The sequence below is a fragment of the Microbacterium yannicii genome, assembly GCF_024055635.1.
Lineage (GTDB): Bacteria > Actinomycetota > Actinomycetes > Actinomycetales > Microbacteriaceae > Microbacterium > Microbacterium yannicii.
Genome location: NZ_JAMXMB010000035.1, coordinates 1 through 20,867, shown reverse-complemented (window position 1 = coordinate 20,867; position 20,867 = coordinate 1). Strand labels below are relative to the sequence as shown.

Here is a 20,867-nt window from a genome sequence, read left to right as displayed (position 1 = left end):
ACAGGCTCAGGGACCGCCTTCGACAGGCTCAGGGACCGGCGATCGCGGCATCCTTCACCTCGCGTCGAGAAGGGGCGGCCGGATGCTCCGGCCGCCCCCTCCCTCGCCTACGCGTCGCGCGGGCTCAGCTCACTCGTCCCAGCTCTCGGCGGGGGCGTAGCCCTTGCCGTTGTACTTCTGCACCTGCACCGTCGAGACGGCGGGCAGGCCGTCCTCGGTGGTGTCGACGGTGGAGCCCTCGAGCATGAGCGGCGCGGTGTAGCCCGAGATGCTGCGCAGCTGTTCCATGAAGTCGTCGCGCGTCGGCTCGGTCATCTTCGCGAAGACCTGCTCGAGCGTCGCGCCGACCTGGTACGACCAGACGCAGTGCGGGAACGCGGGCACGTCGGAGTAGTCGGCGTACTCCTTGAGCCCGTCGAGGAAGGCGGCACCGTCCTCACTGTCAGCGAACGTCGGGGCGGCCGCCGACTGGGCGAACGCGACGGTGTAGACGCCGGGGAACGCCGACGCACCGCCCGGCTCGAGGATCGCACTCGGGCTCGAGGTGTTCGACGGCAGGAACCACGAGGGCAGCCAGCCGAGCTCCTGCGTCTTCTGCAGCGACGAGATGACGAGCGGCGTGATCGACATCGCGTTGAAGAAGACGTCCGCGCCCGAGCCCGCGAGCTCGGTCAGCTGCGCGTCGACCGAGGTGTCGGTCGCCTCGTAGGTGAGCTCCTTCACGATCTCGATGTTGTCGGCGCCCTCGATGCCGGTCTTGAAGCCCTCGACGTAGCCCTCGCCGTAGTCGTCGTTCTGCGACAGGATCGCGACAGTGTGGTCCTCGCCGGAGCTCGCCAGCAGCTCGCCGAAGGCCTGACCCTCGTTCTGATAGATCGGCACGAACCCGAGCGACCACGGGCTCTCCTGTTGGTCGCTGAAGATCGGGTCGCCCGACATGATGAGAGCCTGCGGCACCTCGTCGGCGATCGCCGCCTCGCGCCACGCACGGTTGGTGGGAGTGCCGAGGCCCGCCGTCATCGCGAACACGCTGCTCTTCAACTGGTCGTAGTTGGCCTTGGCCTTCTGCGGGTCGTACTCGTCGTCGAGCGCTTCGATCTCGACGGTGCGGGTCTTGCCGTCGCCGAACTCGACGCCGCCGTCGGCGTTCTTGGCACCGAAGTAGGCGGTGATGCCGGCGACCGTGCACGTGCCCGGGCCTGCCGTCGGGCCGCTCAGCGGCGTGGTGATGCCGAGCGTGATCGACGTGTCGGTGATGCCGGGACTGGCCTCGGCCGCCCCGTCTTCGGTGCTGTTCGGCGTGCCGCCGCCGCGCGAGCAGCCGGCGGCGAGGACGGCGACGATGCCGATTCCTGCGACGACCGAGGCGACACGCATCTTCCTGCGGTTCGTACTCATTGGTCCTGCCTCTCTGTGTGGATTATGACTGCGTCGTTGGTGGTGGTGGGGTCGTCGGCGGCGCCGGCGCGCCCAGGGCGTCGGCGACCGTGGAGGAACCGGAGACGGATGCCGCGGCATCCGTCCCGCCCCCCACTCCGGCCGTCCCGGCACCGCGGGGAGAATCTCCGTCACGGCGGCGACGGCGCCACAGCCTGGGCAGAGAGACGAGGCCGCCGGGAAGGATGAAGAGGACGATGAGGAGGATCGCGCCCTGCAGCATCGCCGTGATGTTGGGGTCGATGAGGTTCGTGATCTGCGGCAGCAGCACGTACCAGGCGCCGCCGAGGAGCGAGCCGACGATGCTGCCGGCACCGCCGATCACCATCGAGGCGAGGAGCTCGATCGAGTGCCCGAAGTGCAGCGTCTCGGGTGAGGTGTACTGGATGACCACCATGTAGAGGAACCCGCTGACGCCGCCGATGAGCGAGGCGATCGTGAACGCGAGCACCTTGTAGCGGTACGGCGAGATGCCCATCGAGCCGGCGACGGCCTCGTTGCCCTTCACGATCGCGAAGGCGCGGCCGTACTTGCCGCGGACGAGATTCCGGGTGAGCAGGAACGTGATGCCGCCGATGAGGATCACGATGTACAGCTGCCACTGGTCGTCGTACAGCCCGGTCCACTCGGGGGCGTCGGTGAAGCGCGCGGAGGTGCCCTGCGATCCGCCGGTGAGGTCTGACAGCCGTTTCGCGAGCGGCACGCCCACGATCGGCAGGGCGATCGTCACCATCGCGATCGCGAGGCCGCCCAGGCGCGCAGCGGCGAGGGCGATGAGGAGTCCGATGACGGCGGGCACCAGGCACGCCAGCAGGAACACGAGCACGACGTTCCAGTCGTGCTCCACGCCCCACGCAGTGGCGTACGCCCCGACGCCGACGAAGAAGATCTGCCCCAGCGAGACCTGACCCGTGTAGCCCATCACGACGTTGAGGCCCAGCACGGCGACGGCGAAGACGCCGATGCGGGCGATCGTCTGGTTGGCGAACTCGGGCAGGATGAGCGGCCCGACCACGAGCAGCACGACGACGAGGCCGATCCCCGCCCACCTCACCCAGGGGCGGGCGAAGAAGGGCGTCCGGCTCGAGGACTCCGCGGTCGAAGGCATCAGACGCGCACCACCGCTTTCCGGCCGAACAGGCCCTGTGGCCGCACGATGAGCACGACGAAGATGAGGATGAACGGCACGGCGATCTTGAGGTCGTGGCCGATGAAGGGGATGTAGACCGCCGCGAGGTTCTCGAGCACGCCGATCAGCCACGCGGCGACCACCACTCCGATGGGGCTGGAAAGACCGCCGAGGATGCAGGCGGCGAGCGCATAGACGAGGGCGGAGTCCATCATCCCGGGGGTCAGTGTCAGCTGCGGGGCGACCAGCACGCCGGCGACGGCGCCGAGCACGGCGGCCAGGCCCCATCCGGTCATGAGACTGCGGCCGACGTTGATGCCCGAGAAGGCCGCCGAGGCCGGGTTGATGGCGACCGCGCGCAGGGCCAGGCCCAGCTTGGTGCCGAGGAACAGCGCCTGCAGCAGCCCCATGATCACGACGATGACGATGATCGTCCCGAGCGAGCGCACGCTGATCACGGCGCCTGCGACCTGGATCGTCTCGAGCGGGAACAGCGACGGGAAGAGGCGGTTGTTGTACGTCCAGACCCAGGCGCAGAACCCGGTGATGAGGGTCAGCAGGCCGATCGTGACGACGACGGCGGTGTCGGGGTCGCCCCGCTCGAAGCGGCGGATGAGGTACCGCTCGATGACCGCGCCGAGGAGGAACGAGGCGACGATGGCGGCGAGGATCGCCAGCAGGATGGGCACGCCGAAGCCGTTGAGCGCCCACGCGATGTAGGCCGACAGCACGGCCATGCCGCCCTGCGCGAAGTTGATGAGGCCGGTCGCCTGGTTGACCAGCACGATCGCGAGCGCGAGCGCGGCATAGATCGATCCGGTCGACAGGCCGTCGATCACGAGCTGGATGAAGGTGCCCACCGTCAGCCTCCCAGGTACGCGCGGCGGATCTCGTCCATGCCCTTGAGCTCCGCCGTCGAGCCGGTCAGGACGCTGCGCCCGGTCTCGAGCACGATGGCGCTGTCGACGAGCGTGAAGGCGAGGTTGGCGTTCTGCTCGACCACGACCATCGCGATGCCCGACTCGCTGCGCAGCCGGCCGATCGCCTGGTACACGGCCTTGGCCGTGCTCGGGGCGAGGCCGAGGGATGCCTCGTCCAGAAGGAGCAGCCGCGGCTTCGACATGATCGCGCGGGCGATCGCCAGCATCTGCTGCTCGCCGCCCGACAGCGCTGAGCCGGCGGAGCGGACGCGGTCCTGCAGCTGCGGGAACAGGTCGAGGCAGTAGTCGATGTCGGTGCGGATGCCTTTGGCGTCCTTGCGGCGGTAGGCCCCGACCCGCAGGTTCTCGCGCACCGTGAGGTCGGACAGCGTGCCGCGTCCCTCCGGCACGTGGGCGATGCCGAGCGCCGCCACCTGGTCGGGGCGGAGGCCGCGGAGCTCCTTGCCGTCGAATCGGATGGTGCCCGTCGAGCGGACGGTGCCCGACACCGCGCGCAGGGTCGTCGTCTTGCCGGCGCCGTTGGCACCGAGGATGCCCACCGCGCCGCCGTCGGGCACGGTCAGCGACACACCCTCGAGCACCTGTACGCGTCCGTAGAACGCCCGGACGTCGGCGAGCTCAAGCAGCGTCATCGACCGCGTCCTTTCCGAGATACGCCTCGATGACCCTCGGGTCGGACTGGGCCTCGGCGGCCGAGCCCTCCATGAGCTTGCGGCCGTGGTCGAGCACGACGACGCGGTCGGTGAGGGCGGAGATGAGGCCCATGTTGTGCTCGACGATCACCACAGTGATGTCGTCGTCGCGGACGCGACGGACCGTCTGGATGAGCTGCTCGACCTCGGAGTGGGGCAGGCCCGCGGCGGGCTCGTCGAGCAGCAGCAGCCGGGGCTTCATGAGGAGGGCCCGGCACAGCTCGACGCCCTTGTGCAGTCCGTGTGAGAGCTCGTCGGCACGCGTCTTCGCCGCCCAGCCCAGGCCGTGGCTGTCGAGGAGGTCGAGCGCCTCCTGACGCAGCGTCTTCTCGGACCGCACCGTGCGCGGCAGACGCAGCGACCACTCCACCGGCCCGCCCGGCAGCCGGCTGTGGGCGCCGAGCAGCACGTTCTCGAGCACGGTCTCGCGCAGCTGTAGCGCCGGGTGCTGGAACGTGCGGGCGAGTCCATGGCGGGCGAGCGTGGCGGGCGGCGAGCCGAGCACCTCGTCGCCGTCGATCGTGATCGAGCCCGCGCTCGGCCGGTAGTGCCCGCTGACGCAGTTGAAGAGCGACGTCTTGCCGGCGCCGTTGGGCCCGACGAGACCGAAGATCTGTCCGGCCTCCACCGTGAAGCTGACGTCTTCGAGCACCTTGACGCCGCCGAACTGGAGGCTGACATCACGGACTTCGAGCCGAGCGCCCATCGCTCCACCTTTCGCCCATCGCCCTGCTTTGCGCACTGTCGCGTCATCGCGCTTTCGCATCTCGCGTCGTCGCGGTCGTACTGGGGACTCGAGTCCTCCCCTGTTGGGAAACTACGGAGGTGCGTCGAGATTGTCAACGATTTTGGTGTGAAGTTCCGCGACCGTGACCTTGCGACTCGATCGTGACGCGCGGAGCGTCCGCCCGCGGCATCCGTTTCCACTCAACGGAACTGGCTGACGCCCTTGCGTCGACGCGCTCCTACGCTGACCGCAGCTTCCGCAACAACGAAGGAGGGTCGACGATGACCGCGACCGATACCGCAGCAGAGACACTCGCCCAGGCGATCGAACGCGCCGGCAGCCCGGTGGAGCTGCTGCGCAACCAGAACTGGCCGGCGTTCACATTCCCGGTCGCACCGGAGTTCACGAACTGGCGCGACGAGCAGCGGGCGTGGAACACCTCGGTGGCCCTCATGGACCAGTCGCACCACATGACGCAGCTGTTCCTGGACGGCGCCGACCTGATCCCGCTCCTCAGCTCGATCTCGCCGAACACGTTCGCGACGTTCCGCCCGGGGGTCGCGAAGCAGCTGATCTCGGTAAACCAGGACGGCTACCTCATCGGCGACGGCATCCTGTTCTACAACTCCGAGGGGCCCGAGGGGCTCGTGCTCATCGGGCATCACATCCTCATCGACTGGGTGCGCTTCAACATCGAGAAGGCGCAGGATGCCGGCAAGGACGTCCGCTACCGCCTCGAGGCGAACTCGCACATGCGCCAGGGACCGCCGACGTTCTACCGCTACGAGCTGCAGGGTCCTCACGCCGACCTGGTGATGGAGAAGGTGTTCGGCGGACCGGCGCCCGACATCAAGTTCTTCCACATCGGCGACGTGGAGATCGCCGGACGGCCGGTCAAAGCGCTGCGCCACGGCATGGCCGGGCAGCCGGGGTTCGAGTTCTACGGACCGTGGGAGGACAACGAGATCGTCCTGAACGCGCTGATGGAGGCGGGCGCCGAGCACGACATCCGCCGGGTCGGCGCGAAGGCCTATTCGTCGTCGCCGCTCGAGTCGGGGTGGGTGCCGACGCCCTTCCCTGCGGTGTTCGACGACGACTTCGCCGAGTACCGCGCCTGGCTGCCCGCCGCGCGCATCGGCTCGGTCGCCGGCTCCCTGTACTCGGCCGACGTCCACGAGTTCTACATGACGCCGTTCGACATCGGACTCGGGCGCTCGGTGCGCTTCGACCACGACTTCCACGGACGGGAGGCGCTCGAGAAGCACGCCGAGAACCAGCGCCGCCGCAAAGTCACGCTGCTCTGGAACGCCGACGACGTCGCGGCGGTCGTGCGCTCGCAGGTCGAGCCGGGCACGCCCGCGAAGTACCTCGACTTCCCCAAGGCGCGCTACGGGCTGTACCAGATGGACGAGATCCTGAAGGACGGCGAGCGCGTGGGCATCTCGACGGATGCCGGCTATGTGGCGTACGACCAGCTCTACATGTCGCTCGCCACCCTGGACATGGCGCTGCGCGACGGCGACGAGGTCGAGATCGTGTGGGGCGAGGATCCGATCTCGCAGAAGGACTCCGTCGACGCCGACCACCGGCAGGTGCGGATCCGCGCGACCGTCGCCCCCGCGCCGTACCACGACTACGCCCGGACGGTGTATCGCGCGAACGCCTGAGTCGCTTCGCAAGCGGAGTTGACTTGCCCCAGATGTACAGCGCGCACGGCGTGTCGCGTGCATGTGGGGCAAGTCAACGAGGGGGCGGTTCCGCTCAACGGAAACCCCGGAGCGTGGGGAGTTACGATGGCGGCGTCATCGAGGAGGATGCCGTGGCACGAGGATCTGCGGGCGAGTCGGTCCTGCACCGGCACCTGCGCGTGCTCGAGAGCTTCGACGCGTGGCATCCGTTCCTCACCCTCAGCGAGATCGCGGATGCCGCGGGCGTGCCCCGCTCGAGCGCTCACCGGCTGATCGCGGAGCTCGAGCGCGAGGGTCTGCTCGAGCGACTCCCGGACCGCACGTACCGCCTCGGCGTGCGGCTGTGGGAGTTCGCCAGCCGCACGCCGGGCGCGGTCGGCCTCCGCGAGATCGCGCGGCCGTGGCTCGGCGCCGTCCACGAGCGGGTGCGCCAGCACGCGCAGCTCGGCGTGCTGAGCGGGCGCGACGTCCTCTTCATCGACCGGATGTCGACACGCGAGGCCGTCGTGAACGCGACGCTCATCGGCGGCCGCATCCCGCTGCACGCGTCGTCCAGCGGTCTCGTCCTGCTGGCGTACGCGGACAACGCCCTCGTGAACGACGTGATCGCGCGTGGGCTGCGACCGTACACCGAGAACACGATCCGCACGGGCACGGAGCTGCGCGCTCAGCTGCGGCGGGTCCGCGAGGACGGGTACGCGGTGACGGAGGGCGCCATCCACCCCGAGTCCCGAGGGATCGCGGTGCCCGTGACGGGACCGGGCGGCACCGTCTACGCCGCGATCGGCGTGGTGGTGCCCAACGACGGCGCCTCGACCCACGCGTACGCCGAGCTGCTGCGCCGCGCGGCCGCCGGCATCGCGCGCGAGCTCGCTGTCGCGTACCGACCCGACGTCGACGAGCGGACCCACGGCATCCGCTCGCTCGTCAGCGGGTCGCGCCGCTCGCTCGAGTACCTCGAGAGCCTCGACACCGACCCGCACGACGCCGGCACGCCAGCCGCTCCCGGTACAGCCGAGCCCGCCAGGGGCCGGGCCCTCGGGTCTGCGCCGGTGCTCTAGGGTTGGCGGCCATGACGACGATCGCGATCCTCGGCCTCGGTGAGGCCGGCCGTCGTTACGCCCGCGGCCTGGCGCATGCGGGAGCCGAAATCCGCGCCTTCGACCCCGCCCATGACCTCGGCGACCCCGACGTGCCGCAGTTCGCCACGATGGCCGACGCCGTCGCCGGGGCCGACGTGGCCCTGAGTCTGGTCACGGGGCATGCCGCGGCATCCGTCGCCCGAGAGGCACTGCCGCACATCGCCGCGGGGGCCGTCTACGCCGACCTCAACACCGCCGCCCCCGACCTGAAGCAGCGCATCGCCCGCCTCGCGGCCGACCGCGGACTGGCCATGGCCGACGTCGCGGTGCTGGCACCCGTGGTGCGCGCCGGGCACCGGACGCCGCTGCTCGCGAGCGGACCCGGAGCACGGGCGTTCGCCGAGCGCGTGGCGCCGTTCGAGGTGCCGGTCGAGGTCATCGACGGCGACGCGGGCGAAGCCGCGCGCCTGCGGCTGCTGCGGAGCGTGTTCATGAAGGGACTGGCGGCGCTCGTGCTCGAGGGACTCGGTGCCGCGCGCGCCGCCGGCGCCGAGGAGTGGCTGCGGGGGCAGATGGCGGACGAGCTGGGCCCTGACGGCGCCGCGCTCGTCGAGCGGCTCGTCGACGGCTCGACCGTGCACGCCGTGCGCCGCGAGCACGAGGTGCGCGCCGCCCTGGCGGCACTCGAGTCGTCGGGGCAGCCCACCGACATGACCCGCGCGACACTGGCATGGTTCGAGCGGCTCGTCGCCGAGCGCGAACGCGCTCTCGACCACGACTAAGCGCGACAACATACTCGGATCGTCCGCCCGGCACAACGACGAAGCGCATTGGACGGAAGCGCCGTTGCCGCCCGCGCGCGCGGATGGCATCCTCGCCACACGCACGGCGCCGGCCCCACGGCGACGGCGGGTTCACAACGCGAAGGAGCGTCGATGAAATCCACGTTCAGGCGGCTGTCAGCGGTGTCGCTGGGCATCGCCGCAGCTCTCGTCCTCACGGCCGGCGTCACGTCGGCCACGGCAGCGCCGGGCGGCTCCGGCGGTCCCAGCGGCCGGCACACGGGCCCGGCCACCCTCACGGCATCCGAGTGCGCGTCGCTCGCCGGCCTCACGATCGCCGCGAAGAAGATCGGACTGCCGACCAGCGGCGCCGACGTCGAGACGGCGGTGTGGGATGCCGCCGGCAGCTATTGCGCCGTGACCGGTTGGATCCGCGCGGTATCGGCCCCGCAGGACATGCAGTTCCAGGTCAACCTTCCGGCCGTCTGGAACGAGCGCACCCTGCAGTTCGGCGGCGGCGGCTTCGACGGATCCCTGGTCACCGCGACCGGCGCCTACACCGCTCAGCCGGCCGGCACCCCCACGGCGCTGGCGCAGGGCTGGGTCACGCTCGGCTCCGACGGCGGGCACCAGGGGGCGCCCGGGTTCGACGGCACCTTCCAGCTCGACGAGGAGCTGTTCCTCAATTACGGGCAGTGGTCGGTCAAGAAGGCGCACGATGCCGCCGCAGTCGTGATCCAGGCGGCCTACGGCACCGACCCCGAGTGGTCCTACTTCATCGGCGGCTCCCAAGGCGGCCACGAGGCCCTCGACGCGGCGGCGCGCTATCCCAAGGACTACGACGGCGTCATCGCGAACTATCCGGCCTACAACGTCACGATGATGCACGTGGGCGCGGTGAACTTCCGCGACGCGCTGCAGCTCGAGGGCGGCGCCGGGCACCTCAACTCCGCAGAGACGGCGACGATCACCAACGCGGTCTACGCCACCTGCGACGGGCTCGACGGCGCGGTGGACGGGATCATCAGCGATGTCGCCGGCTGCGACGCGGCGTTCGACATCCAGTCGCTCGCCTGCCCCGCAGGAGTGGATGCCGCCGCCGTCGACACCTGCCTCTCGGACGTCGAGATCGCGGCCGCGGTGAAGATCAGCACGGACTACGACCTGGGAATCGACGTCGAGGGCAACTCGATCTTCGCGAGGAGTGCGCTCCTCGAAGGGGCCCTGTACCAGGGGTTCGCGGGCTTCGGCACCAGCGCCCAGGCGCAGGGGCTGCAGTTCGCCGTGTTCGAGGCCACGATGCGGTACGGCGTCGCGGGGAATCCTCCCGGCTTCGACCCGTACACGGTCGATCCACTGGACTACGCCGACCGCGTGCAGGAAGTGGGCGAGATCATGGATGTGACGGATGTCTCGCTCAACCGGTTCCGCGCACACGGGGGCAAGATCATCCTGACGCACGGCACCATCGACGACTTCATCACGCCGCACAACACCGTGCAGTACTGGGAGTCGCTGCAGGACGAGTTCGGCAAGCGCCTCGACAGGTTCGCGAAGTTCTACATGGTCCCCGGCTGGGGTCACGGCCAGGGCCGGTTCCTGGCGCAGTACGACGGGCTCGACGCCATCGTCGCCTGGGTCGAGCAGGGCGTCGCCCCGTCCGGCCTCGTCGCGAGCGACGGCAACGCGGGCGCCGACCGCACCCGCCCGATGTGCGAGTACCCGGCCTGGCCGGAGTACTCGGGCTCCGGATCGATCGACGACGCGAGCTCGTACACCTGCGTGACCGGCTGACCTCGCACCCCGTCTCGTCATGACGGGCGAAGGCCCGGGCATCCTCCGATGCCCGGGCCTTCGGCGGGTGAGGTCGCTCGCAGCTCAGGTGTCACGACACGCCGTCACCGGCACCCCGAAGCAGCGCTTCGCGACCCTCGAACGCCCCGGCCGACGCCGCTCCGCGCTCAGCCGGCGGTCGCCGACGGCAGGGTGTGGGCGTCGAGCGATGAGAAGTAGTCCATCGATCTCCGCGAGGTGCTGGCGAGGGTGCGCATGCCCTGCGCGCCTGCGCCGCCCGCCGCCTCGAGCGCACGTGAGATGCCGGCTGCCGCGACGGTCAGCAGCTCCACCGCCGCCTGCGGCGACGTGCCGTCGTTCGGCACGACGACGCCCAGCGACGCGTGCACCAGGCCGTGGGCATCGAGGACCGGCACGGCGATGCCCCGCGACTCGCGATGGATGTGCCCGTCGGTGACGGCGAACCCGTCCGCCCGCACGCGGCGCAGCCGCGCCCGAAGTTCCTCCCCGGTGCGTATGGTCGCCGACGTGTACGCCGGCCAGCCCGCCGCGATGACCTCCGCCACGACGCCCGGCTCGGAGTGGGCGAGCAGCACCAGCCCGCTCGAGCTGACCGGCAGCGGCACGCGCCCGCCGATCACGGTGGCATTGACCACCGCCTCCCGGGTCGAGAGGCGCTCGATGAAGAGCACGTCCCGCCCGCTGCGCACCCCGAGCTGGGTGTGCTGACGCACGCGCGAGTGCACGGCCTCCAGCCACGGGCGGGCGAGTTCCCGGAGGCCGAGTGCCCCGGGCGTCCGCGACGCGAACTCCCACAACCGGATGCCGAGCCGGTACGAGCGGTCCGGCATCCGCTCCAGCAGGCCCTCGCGCTCGAGCTCGGCGACGAGGCGGTGGGTGGTCGACACCGCGAGGCCGGTCGTCTCCACGATCTCGGTCAGCGTGAGGAACGGGCGCAGCACGTCGAACGCCTGCAGCACCCGCAGATGCTTGTGCAGGACGGACTCGCCGTCCGAGCCGCGTGCCACGTCGAACCTCCTTCGGGTGGGGGACGGATGCCGGGGCCACAGGTCGCTGCCGAGTCGCTGAGCCTGTCGAAGCGCCCCGGTCGCTGAGCCTGTCGAAGCGCCTGGGTCGCTGAGCCTGTCGAAGCGCCTGGGTCGCTGAGCCTGTCGAAGCGCCTGGGTCGCTGAGCCTGTCGAAGCGCCCTTCGACAAGCTCAGGGACCGGGACCCACCTCAGGGACCGAAGACCACCTCAGGGACCGAAGACCACCTCAGGGACCGGAGACCACCTCAGGGACCGGAACCCCTGCTCGGCAGCTCAGGCCGCTCCGGCCGTGCGCCAGCCGCCGTGATACTCCTGCCGCACCGTCTCGGCGTAGGGCACCGGGCTCACGACCGCACGCACCGCGATCTGCTCGTGGGGCTCGACGGTGGTCTTGCGCGAGCCGCCGTCGGGCTCGCCCCACACCACACGCACCTCGGCGCCGATCGGCACGTCGCGGTCGACCGTCGCCAGCGACAGGCCGCGCCTCTCGTTGGCGGTGACGCCGGTGAAGAGCGACAGCCCGACCGTGCTGCCGTCCGCGTCGATCACGGCGTCGTAGTTCGACGAGCCGTAGTTCGCGTTCGGCAGGTCGAAGAACTGGTACCCCGGGCCTTCACGGTCGAGGACGCTGGTGAGGATGCGCCCGAGGTCCTCGTCGTTCCACGCGAGCGTGACCTTCTTGCGCTGCGCCTCGGGATCGACCTGCTCGAGGGCCTCACGGCCGATGAAGTCGTGGTCGAACTTCACGAACGAGCCGTAGCCGAGATCCCACGGGTTCAGGTAGTAGTCCTCGATGTCGTCCGACACGAACGATCCGGCGAGGGCGTTGATCGCCTCGTAGCTGCTCGCCGGCAGCCACTCGCGGTAGCGCCGCTCGATGTCGCCGCCGGTGTAGATCGCGGGAAGCGGCGACGGGATCCACCCCGACTCGAGGGTGTTCGACGAGTACGCGCGCGAACCGCACGGCTCGATGCCGAACTCCCTTCCCGCCTCGAGCACGGCATCACGGATCCGGCCGTGCTGCTCGTACGGTCCCCAGATCTCGAGACCGGGAGCGCCGGCCATGCCGTGGCGGAGCGTGCGCACGTGCGCGCCCGCGATCTCGAGTTCGCCCATGTGGAAGAACCGCACCTGCTCGACTTCGCGGCCCGCGAGCTTCTCGATGATCTGCCAGGCGTTCGGGCCCTGGATCTGGAAGCGATAGAACTCCCGCGTCACCGCCTCGCCGTAGGGCCGCGACGGCGACCGGTCGTCGTAGCGGGTCTCGACGTCGTAGCCGCCGGTCTCGGCGTGGAACTGCAGCCAGTTGGCGCCGGGCGCGCGGCCCACGTAGACGTACTCGTTCTCGGCCAGGTGGAACAGGATGCCGTCGCCGATGACCCCGCCGGTCGACGAGGTCGGCACGAACTGCTTGGCCGTGTTCACCGGGAAGTTGGCGAACGAGTTGATGCCGGTGTCCGACAGCAGCGTGAGCGCGTCGGGACCGGTCATGAAGAAGTTCACCATGTGGTGCGTCTGGTCGTAGAGCACCGCCGTCTCGCGCCACGCCTTCTGCTCGCGGCGCCAGTTCGTGAACTCCGCGGGCACGACGGGATAGATGTAGGTGCCGAGCTGCGAGTTCCGCAGCATCTCGACCACACTCCCCCGTTCGTTCATGAGCTCCTGCAGATTGCTCGCCATGAGTTCCTCGACTTCCTCGTCCAGTGTTTCCGGGGTGACCTGAGCGCGATGCTACGTGTCCGCTATACCTACGTCCAGAGGTATTTGGTCGCCACGATTGTAGACAATTTGTTGACCATTTCGCCATGGGTGTGATTCGCTGGCCCCATGACAGCCCCTGCCGACACGCTCCTCGTCGTCAGCGCCCACGCCGGCGACTTCGTCTGGCGGGCGGGCGGCGCGATCGCCGCCGCGGCCCTCCGCGGCGAGCGCGCGGTGGTCGCCTGCCTGTCGTACGGCGAGCGCGGCGAGTCGGCCAGCCAATGGCTCGACGGCAAATCGCTGGACGAGATCAAGCGCATCCGCCGCGACGAGGCCGAGGCAGCGGCATCCGCTCTCGGAGCAGAGATCGAGTTCCTCGACCTGGGCGACTACCCGCTCGTCGAGTCGCGCGAGGCCGTCTCGCGCCTGGTCGATCTGTACCGACGCGTGCAGCCGACCGTCGTCCTGACGCACACCCTCCGCGACCCGTACAACGGCGACCACCCTGCCGCGGCGCGCATGGCGCTGGAAGCCCGGGTACTCGCGCAGGCGATCGGCGTGGCGAACTCCGACGGGTCGTACCCGGCGAAGGACGACATCATCGGCGCACCGCCCGTCTTCTTCTTCGAGCCGCACCAGCCCGAGCAGTGCGACTTCACGCCGAACGTGCTGCTCGACATCACTGAGGCGTTCCCGCGCAAGTGCGCGGCGATGGAGTGCCTGCCCGCCCAGAAGCACATGTGGTCGTACTACACCGACCTCGCCGTCCGCCGCGGTGTGCAGCTCAAGCGCAACGCCGGCCCGAACCTGGGCCTCCCCCACGACACGATGGGCGAGGCGTACATGCGGCATTTCCCGCAGGTCGCGCAGGTCCTGTCATGAGCGCGACCTTTCGCGCGTGCCCTGTGCGGGACGGACGGATGCCGTGACCGCCGTCATCGTCACCGACATCGTCCGCGCGGATGCGGCGACCGCCGACCGGCTCGGCGTGCACGGTGTCGCGACGGTGCACGAGGCGATGGGCCGGACGGGACTCGTGGGTCCGGGCATCCGTCCCCTCCAGGATGGCGTGCGCATCGCCGGCACCGCCGTCACCGTGCTGAGCCACCCGGGCGACAACCTCATGATCCACGCCGCGGTGGAGCAGTGCCGCGCGGGTGATGTGCTCGTGGTGACGACGACCTCCCCCTCGGTCGACGGGGCGTTCGGCGAGCTGTTCGCGACGGCACTGCACGCCCGCGGTGTGCGCGGGCTCGTCACGACCACCGGGGTGCGTGACGTCGCGGAGCTCCGGGCGATGGGGTTCCCGGTGTGGTCGCCGGCCGTCTTCGCACAGGGCACGGTCAAGGCGACGCCCGGCTCGGTCAACGTGCCGATCATCCTCGGTGCCGTCACGGTCGCTCCCGGCGACGTCATCGTCGCCGACGACGACGGCGTGCTGCGGGTTCCCCGGCGCGGCGCAGAGTCGGCGCTCGCCGCTGCCGACGCGCGCCTCGCGAAGGAGGAGGCCGACCGCGCGGCGTACCGCAGCGGCGATCTGAGCCTCGACCGCAAGGGGCTGCGGCCGCTCCTGGGCGAGCTCGGCGTCGAGTACCTCACGCAGGCCGACTGGGAGGCGCGGGACCGTGAACACGGCTGACGCGGCGGCCGTGACCGGGCCGTCGGTGGGCGCGGCGGTGCGCGACGGCATCCACTGCCTGCTGATGCGCGGCGGCACGTCGAAGGGCGCCTACTTCCTCGCCACGGACCTGCCGAGCGACCGCGCGGCGCGAGACGACCTGCTTCTGCGGATCATGGGCTCGCCCGACCCGCGCCAGATCGACGGCATCGGCGGCGCACACCCGCTCACCAGCAAGGTGGCGATCGTGTCTTCCTCGACGGCCGAGGGGATCGACGTCGACTACCTCTTCCTGCAGATCGGCGTCGACGCCGCGACCGTCGGCGACGCGCAGACGTGCGGCAACCTCCTCGCCGGCATCGGGCCGTTCGCGGTCGAGCGCGGTCTCGTGCGGGCGACCGGGGAGCGCACAACGGTCCGCATCCGGCTGCTCAATACCGGCGACATCGCCACCGCCGAGTTCCCCACTGTCGACGGGCGCCCCGAATACGACGGTGACGCGACGATCGACGGCGTGCCGGGAGCGGCAGCCGCGATCGAGCTCGAAGTCGGCGGCGGGGCGGACAAGCCGCTCCTGCCCACGGGCCACGCGTCCGACGAGATCGACGGCCACACCGTCACGCTCGTCGACAACGGAATGCCGGTGGTACTGCTGCGCGCCGAGGAGTTCGGCGTGGTCGGCACCGAGTCGCCGGCTGCGCTCGAGGGCGACGCCGAGCTGGCCGCCCGCCTCGAGCACATCCGGCTCGCGGCCGGTCCGCTCATGGGACTCGGCGACGTCACGGAGCAGACGGTGCCGAAGATGATTCTGCTCTCGCCGCCCCGCGCCGGTGGCGCGATCTCGACCCGCGCCTTCATCCCGACGCGCGTGCACACGTCGATCGGCGTACTGATGGCGGCATCCGTCGCCGCAGCACTGCGGATCCCCGGCGCCGTCGGGCACGACATCGCCGGCCCGCTCACCGATGACGAGACGGCGGTCGAGCACCCCAGCGGCACGTTCCCGTCGCGCGTCGACGTCGCCCGCGACGCCGACGGCACGTGGCGTGCGACCTCGTTCTCGCTCCGCACCGCCCGCAAGCTCTTCGACGGCACGGTCTTCCCGAGACCGCGCCGGTAACCCCAACCCGGTCGCTGAGCCTGTCGAAGCGTCCGACCGCACCTGAACCCGTCAGAGAGGACGCCCCATGACCGCCGACACGTCGTTCGACGTCGCCCATCTCGCCCACGTCGAACTGCTCACCCCGAAGCCGGCGGAGAGCCGGTGGTTCTTCGAGGAGCTGCTCGCGATGCGCGTCGTCGCCGAGGACGGCGACTCGATCTACCTGCGCACCTGGGACGAGTACCAGCTGTACACGATCAAGCTCACCGCATCGGATGCCGCGGGCGTAGGACGCACGTCGTTCCGCGCCTCGTCGCCGCAGGCGCTCGAGCGACGCGTCGCAGCCATCGAGGCGAGCGAGCACGGCACCGGATGGACCGAGGGCGACGTGGGCTGCGGCCCGACGTACGGGTTCACCGACCCCGACGGCCACGCAATGGCGATCTTCTACGAGGCGGAGCGCTACGCCGCCGGGGATGAGGACCGGCCTGCGCTCAAGAACCAGGCCTCTCGCTTCCCGGGGCGGGGCGTCAACGCCCGCCGCCTCGACCACATCAACTACCTCGCGAAGGACGTCGAGGCGAACGGCGCGTTCCTGCGCGACGCGCTCGGCATGCGGGAGTCGGAGCGCATCCGCCTCGACAGCGGCAAGTTCGCGGCGTGGTGGTTCCACTTCTCACTGAAGTCGTACGACGTCGTGTACTCCGACGACTGGACGAAGCACGGCAACCGCCTGCACCACATCGCGTTCGCCCCCGACACCCGCGAAGACATCCTGAAGGCCGCCGACATCTTCCTCGAGAACGGCATCCACATCGAGTCCGGACCGCACAAGCACGCCATCAACCAGACGTTCTTCCTGTACGTGTGGGAGCCCGGCGGCAACCGCATCGAGTTCGCCAACGCCGGTGCCCGGCTGCTGCTCGACCCCGACCAGCCCGTCGTGGAGTGGTCCGAGGCCGAGCGCCGCAAGGGTCAGGCGTGGGGCATGAAGACGATCGAGACCTTCCACACCCACGGCACCCCCGTGGTCTGACGCTTCGTCTCGCTGGCGCTCGCTCAGCGACCGGCAGACAGGTTCGAAGCGCACGTCCGGCGCGCAGACCCATGTCCCGGTCGCTGAGCGAGGGAGCGCCAGCGACCGAGACGAAGCGCGGGTCAATGGTCCGACGCTTCGTCTCGCTGGCGCTCGCTCAGCGACCGGGAGAAAAGGTTCGGTCGCTGAGCGAGGGAGCGCCAGCGACCGAGACGAAGCGCGGGTCAATGGTCCCACGCTTCGTCTTGCTGGCGCTCGCTCAGCGACCGGGAGACAGGTTCGGTCGCTGAGCGAGGGAGCGCCAGCGACCGAGACGAAGCGCGGGTCAGCGCGAGACGTCGGCGGAGTGAGAGCGCGGGCTCCGCCCGCCGCGCCGCGTCACGGGCGGATGAGTCAGTCGGCCGCTGAGGGCAGCTCGGGCTCCGGCACGAGCACCGTCGCCAAGCTGACCCGGCGGCGGCCATCGTCGCCGGTCTGCGACAGGTACGGCGCGAGGAGCTCCGAGAGCCCGGCCTGGATGGCAGCGAGGTCGGCAGCGTCGACATAGAGCGGAACGCGTCCGAAACCGACGAAGTCTCGCAGCGTCGCATCCTCGCTGTCGACGAACCGGTCGAAGTCCGCCGACAGGTCGCCCAGGAAGGCGAGGAACGCCGAGCGCAGCTGGGCATCGCTCATGGCGCGCAGCTCGGCCTGGTCCACGTGGGCCATGCGGTCACCCAGCGCCAGCGTGCGCTCCACCGCCCCACGCACCTTGCGCTCCTCGACGACCGACAGGATGCCGGATTCGACGAGCGTCGCGACGTGCCGGTACAGCGTCGCCTGCGTGATGTCCGGCAGCGCGGCGCGCAGCTGCGCAGTGGTGAGACTGCGACCGCCGAGCTGCTGGATGATCCGCAACCGCACCGGATGCATCACGACGTCGGCGATCGAGGAGTCGTCCATGCGGGCCTTTCATTGTTATCAGCGTGATAATGTTCTCGGCATTGGAACGATTCTACCGAACGGGGTACGCGGATGAAGATGCTCAGGACATCGACCGGAGCCGAGCGCGAGGTGCGCGCATGACGCATGCAGCGATCGAGGTGACGGGTCTCAGCAAGCGCTTCGGCACCGTGGACGCCGTGACCGAGGCGAGCTTCGCGGTTCACGCGGGACGTGTCACCGGCTTCCTCGGGCCGAACGGAGCCGGCAAGTCGACGACGCTGCGCATGCTGCTGGGTCTCATCCGCCCGGATGGCGGAACCGCCCTCATCGACGGGCAGCGGTATCGCGATCTCGCGGCCCCGGTCCGCACCGTCGGCGCCGTGCTCGACATCGCGTCCGCACACCCCCGGATGACCGCGTCCGCGCACCTGCGCACGATGGCTGCGCTCGCGGGGCTGCCGGGCGAGCGGGTCGACGCGGCGCTGGCCGCCGTCGGCGCCGAGGGCTTCGCCGGCCGCCGGATCGGCACCTTCTCCACCGGCATGCGACAGCGGCTGTCGCTCGCGACCGCACTGCTCGGCGAGCCGCGAATCCTGGTGCTGGACGAGCCTTCCAACGGCCTCGACCCCGCGGGCGTCGTGTGGCTGCGTGGATTCCTGCGGCAGTTCGCCGCCGCCGGCGGTGCGGTCCTGATCTCGAGCCATCTTCTCAACGACCTCGAACACAGCATCGACGACGTGGTGCTCATCGACCGGGGTCGAGTCACCTGGTCGGGCGCGCTGGCCGACGTCCTCACGACGAGGCCCTCCCTCGAAGAGGCGTTCCTTCACCTCACACAGGAAGGCGCACAGCGATGAACGCGATCCACGGCGAGTTCGTGCGCCTTTTCGCGACCCGGCTGCCGCTGTGGACGCTCCTGGGCGCCGTCTGCACCGGCAGCATCACCGGCCTTCTGGCGCTGATCGGACCCGAGAACTCGACGACTCCCATGCCCGGCATCGACACCGCCGAGGGCGCCGGCCTCGTGGTCGGGCTCGGCGCCCTGATGCTCTTCGTCCCCGCGCTCATCGGCACCGTCGCGATCACCAGCGAGTACCGCCACCGCACGATCGGCGCGACATTCCTCGCCGTCCCGCGACGCGGTCGGGTCCTGGGCGCGAAGCTCGCGGTCTACACGATGCTCGGGCTGCTCTACGGCGTCGTCGCGTCGGTCCGGCGGGCCTGACTCTGATCGGCGCCGCCGCCCTGCGCGGCGTGACCATCGGGCTCAGCACCGAGCATCTCGTGGTGATGCTGGCGCAGCTGGCTGCGGCATCCGCTGTCTATATGGTGCTGGGAGTCGGCATCGGCGCGCTCGCCCGCCACCAGCTCCTCGCGATCGGGATCGTGCTGGGATACTTCTACTTCCTCGAGCACGTCCTCATGCTGATCCCCGGCGTGAACGCGCTCTACCCGATCCTGCCGGGCGGAGCCACCGCGTCGCTCACACGCTTCACGTTCCTCACCGACGCGATCGCCGAGCAGACCTCGCTCACCGCGGCACCGCTCGCCTCACCCCTCCTGGGGGCGGCGATCCTCGTCCTCTACGCGCTGCTCGCGGCGGGAGCGGCGCTCATCGCTCCCCTGCGCCGGGATCTGCGCTGAGCGGATGCGTCGTCTGACGCTTCGTCTCGCTGGCGCTCGCTCAGCGACCGGGAGAAAGGTTCGGTCCCTGAGCGAGGGAGCGCCAGCGACCGAGACGAAGCGCACGTCCGGCGCGCAGACCCATGTCCCGGTCGCTGAGCGAGGGAGCGCCAGCGACCGAGACGAAGCGCGGGTCAGCGCCAGACGTCGGCGGCGATGTCGACGACCTCGCGCACCTTGGCCCACTGCTCGTCCTCGGTGAGGACGTTGCCCTCCTCGGTCGACGCGAAGCCGCACTGCGGGCTGAGGGCGAGCTGCTCGAGCGGGGCGAACGCGGATGCCTCGTCGATGCGCTGCTTGACGGCATCCACGTCCTCGAGGTCACCGCTCTTGGAGGTGATGAGTCCGAGCACGACGGTCTTGTCGCCCTCCGGCAGGAAGCGGAGCGGCTCGAAGCCGCCGGCCCGCTCGCTGTCGTACTCGAGGAAGTAGCCGTCGTACGCCGTGTTGCCCAGCAGCTGCTCGGCGACCGGCTCGTAGCCGCCCGACGAGATCCAGGTGGAGCGGAAGTTGCCGCGGCACACGTGAGTCGTGACGGTCAGGTCGTCGGGCTTGCCGTCGAGGATGCGGTTGAGGATGCCGGCGTACCGCTCGGCGATGCCGTCGGTGCGGATGCCGCGCTCCCGCGCCTTCTCGAGCTCGACGTCCGAGCAGAGGTAGGCCCATGCGGTGTCGTCGAACTGCAGGTAGCGGGCGCCGGCGTCGTAGAACGCGGCCACCGCATCGCGATAGGCCTGGACGAGGTCGTCGACGATGTCGTCGCGGCCGTCGTACGCCGAGCCGTCGATGTGCCCGGGTTCGAGGCGGAAGTCGAGGACCGTCGGCGCCGGAATGCTGAACTTCGGCACCGCCCCCGTCGTGCGCTCCAGCAGGCTCTTGAGAGAGCGGAAGTGGTCGAGGAACGGGTGGGTGTCGCTGAAGCCGATCTTGCCGCTGATCTCGAGACCCCGCGGCCGCGTCTGCACCCCCTGGAACTGGATGCCGTGATCGAGCTCGACCACCTCCACGCCGTCGAGCAGGCCGAAGAAGTCGAAGTGCCACCACGAGCGGCGGAACTCCCCATCGGTCGCGAGCTTCAGGCCGGCATCGGCCTCGCGCACGACGAGCTCGGCGATCGCCGTCTCTTCCGCGATGCGCAGCGCATCAGCGTCGATCTGGCCGGACGCGAAGCGCCGACGCGCCTCTGCGAGCTCGGTGGGACGGAGGAAGCTGCCGACGATATCGGCGCGGAACGGCGGTGTTGACACCCTCGCAACGGTAGTCGATCCCTTCCCGCGTAGGGAAACCCCGCGTCACAGAACGTGCTTCGACAGGCTCAGCAACCGATCCTGCAGCGGTCGGCAACCGGTCCCTGCGCAGTCAGCAACCGGCCTCCGAAGCAGTCAGCAACCGGTCCCTGCGCAGTCAGCAACCGGCCCCCGAGGCCGCCAGCAACCGGTCCCTGCGCAGTCAGCAATCGGCCTCCGAGCCCCGCCAACCGG

General features: G+C 70.1%; 20 protein-coding genes. 11 read left to right on the top strand and 9 right to left on the bottom strand.

The features are described 5' to 3' along the window. Nucleotides 1-129: 129 nt before the first annotated feature. From NCG93_RS14285 to NCG93_RS14265, 5 genes are read right to left on the bottom strand one after another with little or no spacing between them, the layout of a single operon-like run. Nucleotides 130-1,398 (bottom strand): ABC transporter substrate-binding protein, encoded by a 1,269-nt coding sequence (locus NCG93_RS14285; protein WP_241741565.1) that lies wholly within the window; start codon nucleotides 1,396-1,398, stop codon nucleotides 130-132. A 22-nt stretch (nucleotides 1,399-1,420) separates the two neighbouring features. Beyond that, a complete protein-coding gene (locus NCG93_RS14280) occupies nucleotides 1,421-2,545 on the bottom strand; it encodes a branched-chain amino acid ABC transporter permease (protein WP_241741564.1) in 1,125 nt (374 codons plus the stop codon). Then, the gene (locus tag NCG93_RS14275) at nucleotides 2,545-3,426 is read right to left on the bottom strand and encodes a branched-chain amino acid ABC transporter permease (protein ID WP_194412441.1); all 882 of its coding nucleotides are present in this window, start codon (nucleotides 3,424-3,426) and stop codon (nucleotides 2,545-2,547) included. The genes NCG93_RS14280 and NCG93_RS14275 overlap by 1 nt, the downstream gene beginning before the upstream one ends. A gap of 2 nt (nucleotides 3,427-3,428) precedes the next feature. Continuing rightward, on the bottom strand, nucleotides 3,429-4,139 hold the full coding sequence (locus NCG93_RS14270; protein ID WP_194412440.1) for an ABC transporter ATP-binding protein: 711 nt from the start codon (nucleotides 4,137-4,139) through the stop codon (nucleotides 3,429-3,431). Next, entirely contained in the window at nucleotides 4,126-4,905 is a 780-nt protein-coding gene (locus tag NCG93_RS14265; RefSeq protein ID WP_194412439.1) for an ABC transporter ATP-binding protein, read from the bottom strand. The genes NCG93_RS14270 and NCG93_RS14265 overlap by 14 nt, the downstream gene beginning before the upstream one ends. Before the next feature lie 302 nt (nucleotides 4,906-5,207). On the opposite strand from NCG93_RS14265, the gene NCG93_RS14260 reads away from it, so the two are divergent. From NCG93_RS14260 to NCG93_RS14245, 4 genes are all read left to right on the top strand, one after another. Beyond that, nucleotides 5,208-6,593, top strand: coding sequence for an aminomethyl transferase family protein (locus NCG93_RS14260; protein WP_194412438.1), 1,386 nt, complete (start codon nucleotides 5,208-5,210; stop codon nucleotides 6,591-6,593). Between the two features lie 152 nt (nucleotides 6,594-6,745). Continuing rightward, nucleotides 6,746-7,675, top strand: coding sequence for an IclR family transcriptional regulator (locus tag NCG93_RS14255; RefSeq protein ID WP_194412437.1), 930 nt, complete (start codon nucleotides 6,746-6,748; stop codon nucleotides 7,673-7,675). 11 nt (nucleotides 7,676-7,686) lie between these two features. Then, the gene (locus NCG93_RS14250) at nucleotides 7,687-8,478 is read left to right on the top strand and encodes an NAD(P)-dependent oxidoreductase (protein WP_194412436.1); all 792 of its coding nucleotides are present in this window, start codon (nucleotides 7,687-7,689) and stop codon (nucleotides 8,476-8,478) included. A 153-nt stretch (nucleotides 8,479-8,631) separates the two neighbouring features. Further along, nucleotides 8,632-10,272, top strand: a complete 1,641-nt coding sequence (locus tag NCG93_RS14245; protein ID WP_194412435.1) for a tannase/feruloyl esterase family alpha/beta hydrolase — start codon at nucleotides 8,632-8,634, stop codon at nucleotides 10,270-10,272. A 167-nt stretch (nucleotides 10,273-10,439) separates the two neighbouring features. Here NCG93_RS14245 and NCG93_RS14240 read toward each other — a convergent pair whose 3' ends face one another. Beyond that, nucleotides 10,440-11,300, bottom strand: a complete 861-nt coding sequence (locus NCG93_RS14240; protein ID WP_194412434.1) for an IclR family transcriptional regulator — start codon at nucleotides 11,298-11,300, stop codon at nucleotides 10,440-10,442. A gap of 295 nt (nucleotides 11,301-11,595) precedes the next feature. Continuing rightward, the gene (ligM, locus tag NCG93_RS14235; RefSeq protein ID WP_194412433.1) at nucleotides 11,596-13,002 is read right to left on the bottom strand and encodes a vanillate/3-O-methylgallate O-demethylase; all 1,407 of its coding nucleotides are present in this window, start codon (nucleotides 13,000-13,002) and stop codon (nucleotides 11,596-11,598) included. A gap of 147 nt (nucleotides 13,003-13,149) precedes the next feature. On the opposite strand from ligM, the gene NCG93_RS14230 reads away from it, so the two are divergent. From NCG93_RS14230 to NCG93_RS14215, 4 genes are all read left to right on the top strand, one after another. Further along, nucleotides 13,150-13,905: a PIG-L deacetylase family protein gene (locus NCG93_RS14230; protein WP_194412432.1), complete on the top strand. Its 756-nt coding sequence runs from the start codon at nucleotides 13,150-13,152 to the stop codon at nucleotides 13,903-13,905. 43 nt (nucleotides 13,906-13,948) lie between these two features. Continuing rightward, nucleotides 13,949-14,662 carry a 4-carboxy-4-hydroxy-2-oxoadipate aldolase/oxaloacetate decarboxylase gene (locus NCG93_RS14225; RefSeq protein WP_194412431.1) on the top strand — a complete coding sequence of 238 codons (714 nt, stop codon included), beginning with the start codon at nucleotides 13,949-13,951 and terminating at the stop codon, nucleotides 14,660-14,662. Further along, complete coding sequence (locus tag NCG93_RS14220) at nucleotides 14,649-15,761, top strand: 4-oxalomesaconate tautomerase (RefSeq protein ID WP_252787561.1); 1,113 nt, start codon at nucleotides 14,649-14,651, stop codon at nucleotides 15,759-15,761. The genes NCG93_RS14225 and NCG93_RS14220 overlap by 14 nt, the downstream gene beginning before the upstream one ends. 67 nt (nucleotides 15,762-15,828) lie before the next feature. Then, complete coding sequence (locus NCG93_RS14215; RefSeq protein WP_194412430.1) at nucleotides 15,829-16,779, top strand: VOC family protein; 951 nt, start codon at nucleotides 15,829-15,831, stop codon at nucleotides 16,777-16,779. Between the two features lie 393 nt (nucleotides 16,780-17,172). Here NCG93_RS14215 and NCG93_RS14210 read toward each other — a convergent pair whose 3' ends face one another. After that, nucleotides 17,173-17,721, bottom strand: a complete 549-nt coding sequence (locus tag NCG93_RS14210) for a helix-turn-helix domain-containing protein (RefSeq protein WP_194412429.1) — start codon at nucleotides 17,719-17,721, stop codon at nucleotides 17,173-17,175. 119 nt (nucleotides 17,722-17,840) lie between these two features. On the opposite strand from NCG93_RS14210, the gene NCG93_RS14205 reads away from it, so the two are divergent. Genes NCG93_RS14205 through NCG93_RS14195 form a run of 3 tightly spaced genes read left to right on the top strand, consistent with a single transcriptional unit; the run spans nucleotide 17,841 to nucleotide 19,347 of the window. After that, nucleotides 17,841-18,560: an ABC transporter ATP-binding protein gene (locus tag NCG93_RS14205; RefSeq protein WP_194412428.1), complete on the top strand. Its 720-nt coding sequence runs from the start codon at nucleotides 17,841-17,843 to the stop codon at nucleotides 18,558-18,560. After that, on the top strand, nucleotides 18,557-18,928 hold the full coding sequence (locus tag NCG93_RS14200) for a hypothetical protein (protein WP_241741562.1): 372 nt from the start codon (nucleotides 18,557-18,559) through the stop codon (nucleotides 18,926-18,928). Before NCG93_RS14205 ends, NCG93_RS14200 begins: the two co-directional genes overlap by 4 nt. Nucleotides 18,929-18,957: 29 nt before the next feature. Then, nucleotides 18,958-19,347 (top strand): hypothetical protein, encoded by a 390-nt coding sequence (locus NCG93_RS14195; protein WP_241741561.1) that lies wholly within the window; start codon nucleotides 18,958-18,960, stop codon nucleotides 19,345-19,347. 173 nt (nucleotides 19,348-19,520) lie between these two features. Here NCG93_RS14195 and NCG93_RS14190 read toward each other — a convergent pair whose 3' ends face one another. Further along, complete coding sequence (locus tag NCG93_RS14190; protein WP_194412427.1) at nucleotides 19,521-20,633, bottom strand: 5-methyltetrahydropteroyltriglutamate--homocysteine S-methyltransferase; 1,113 nt, start codon at nucleotides 20,631-20,633, stop codon at nucleotides 19,521-19,523. Nucleotides 20,634-20,867 lie beyond the last annotated feature (234 nt).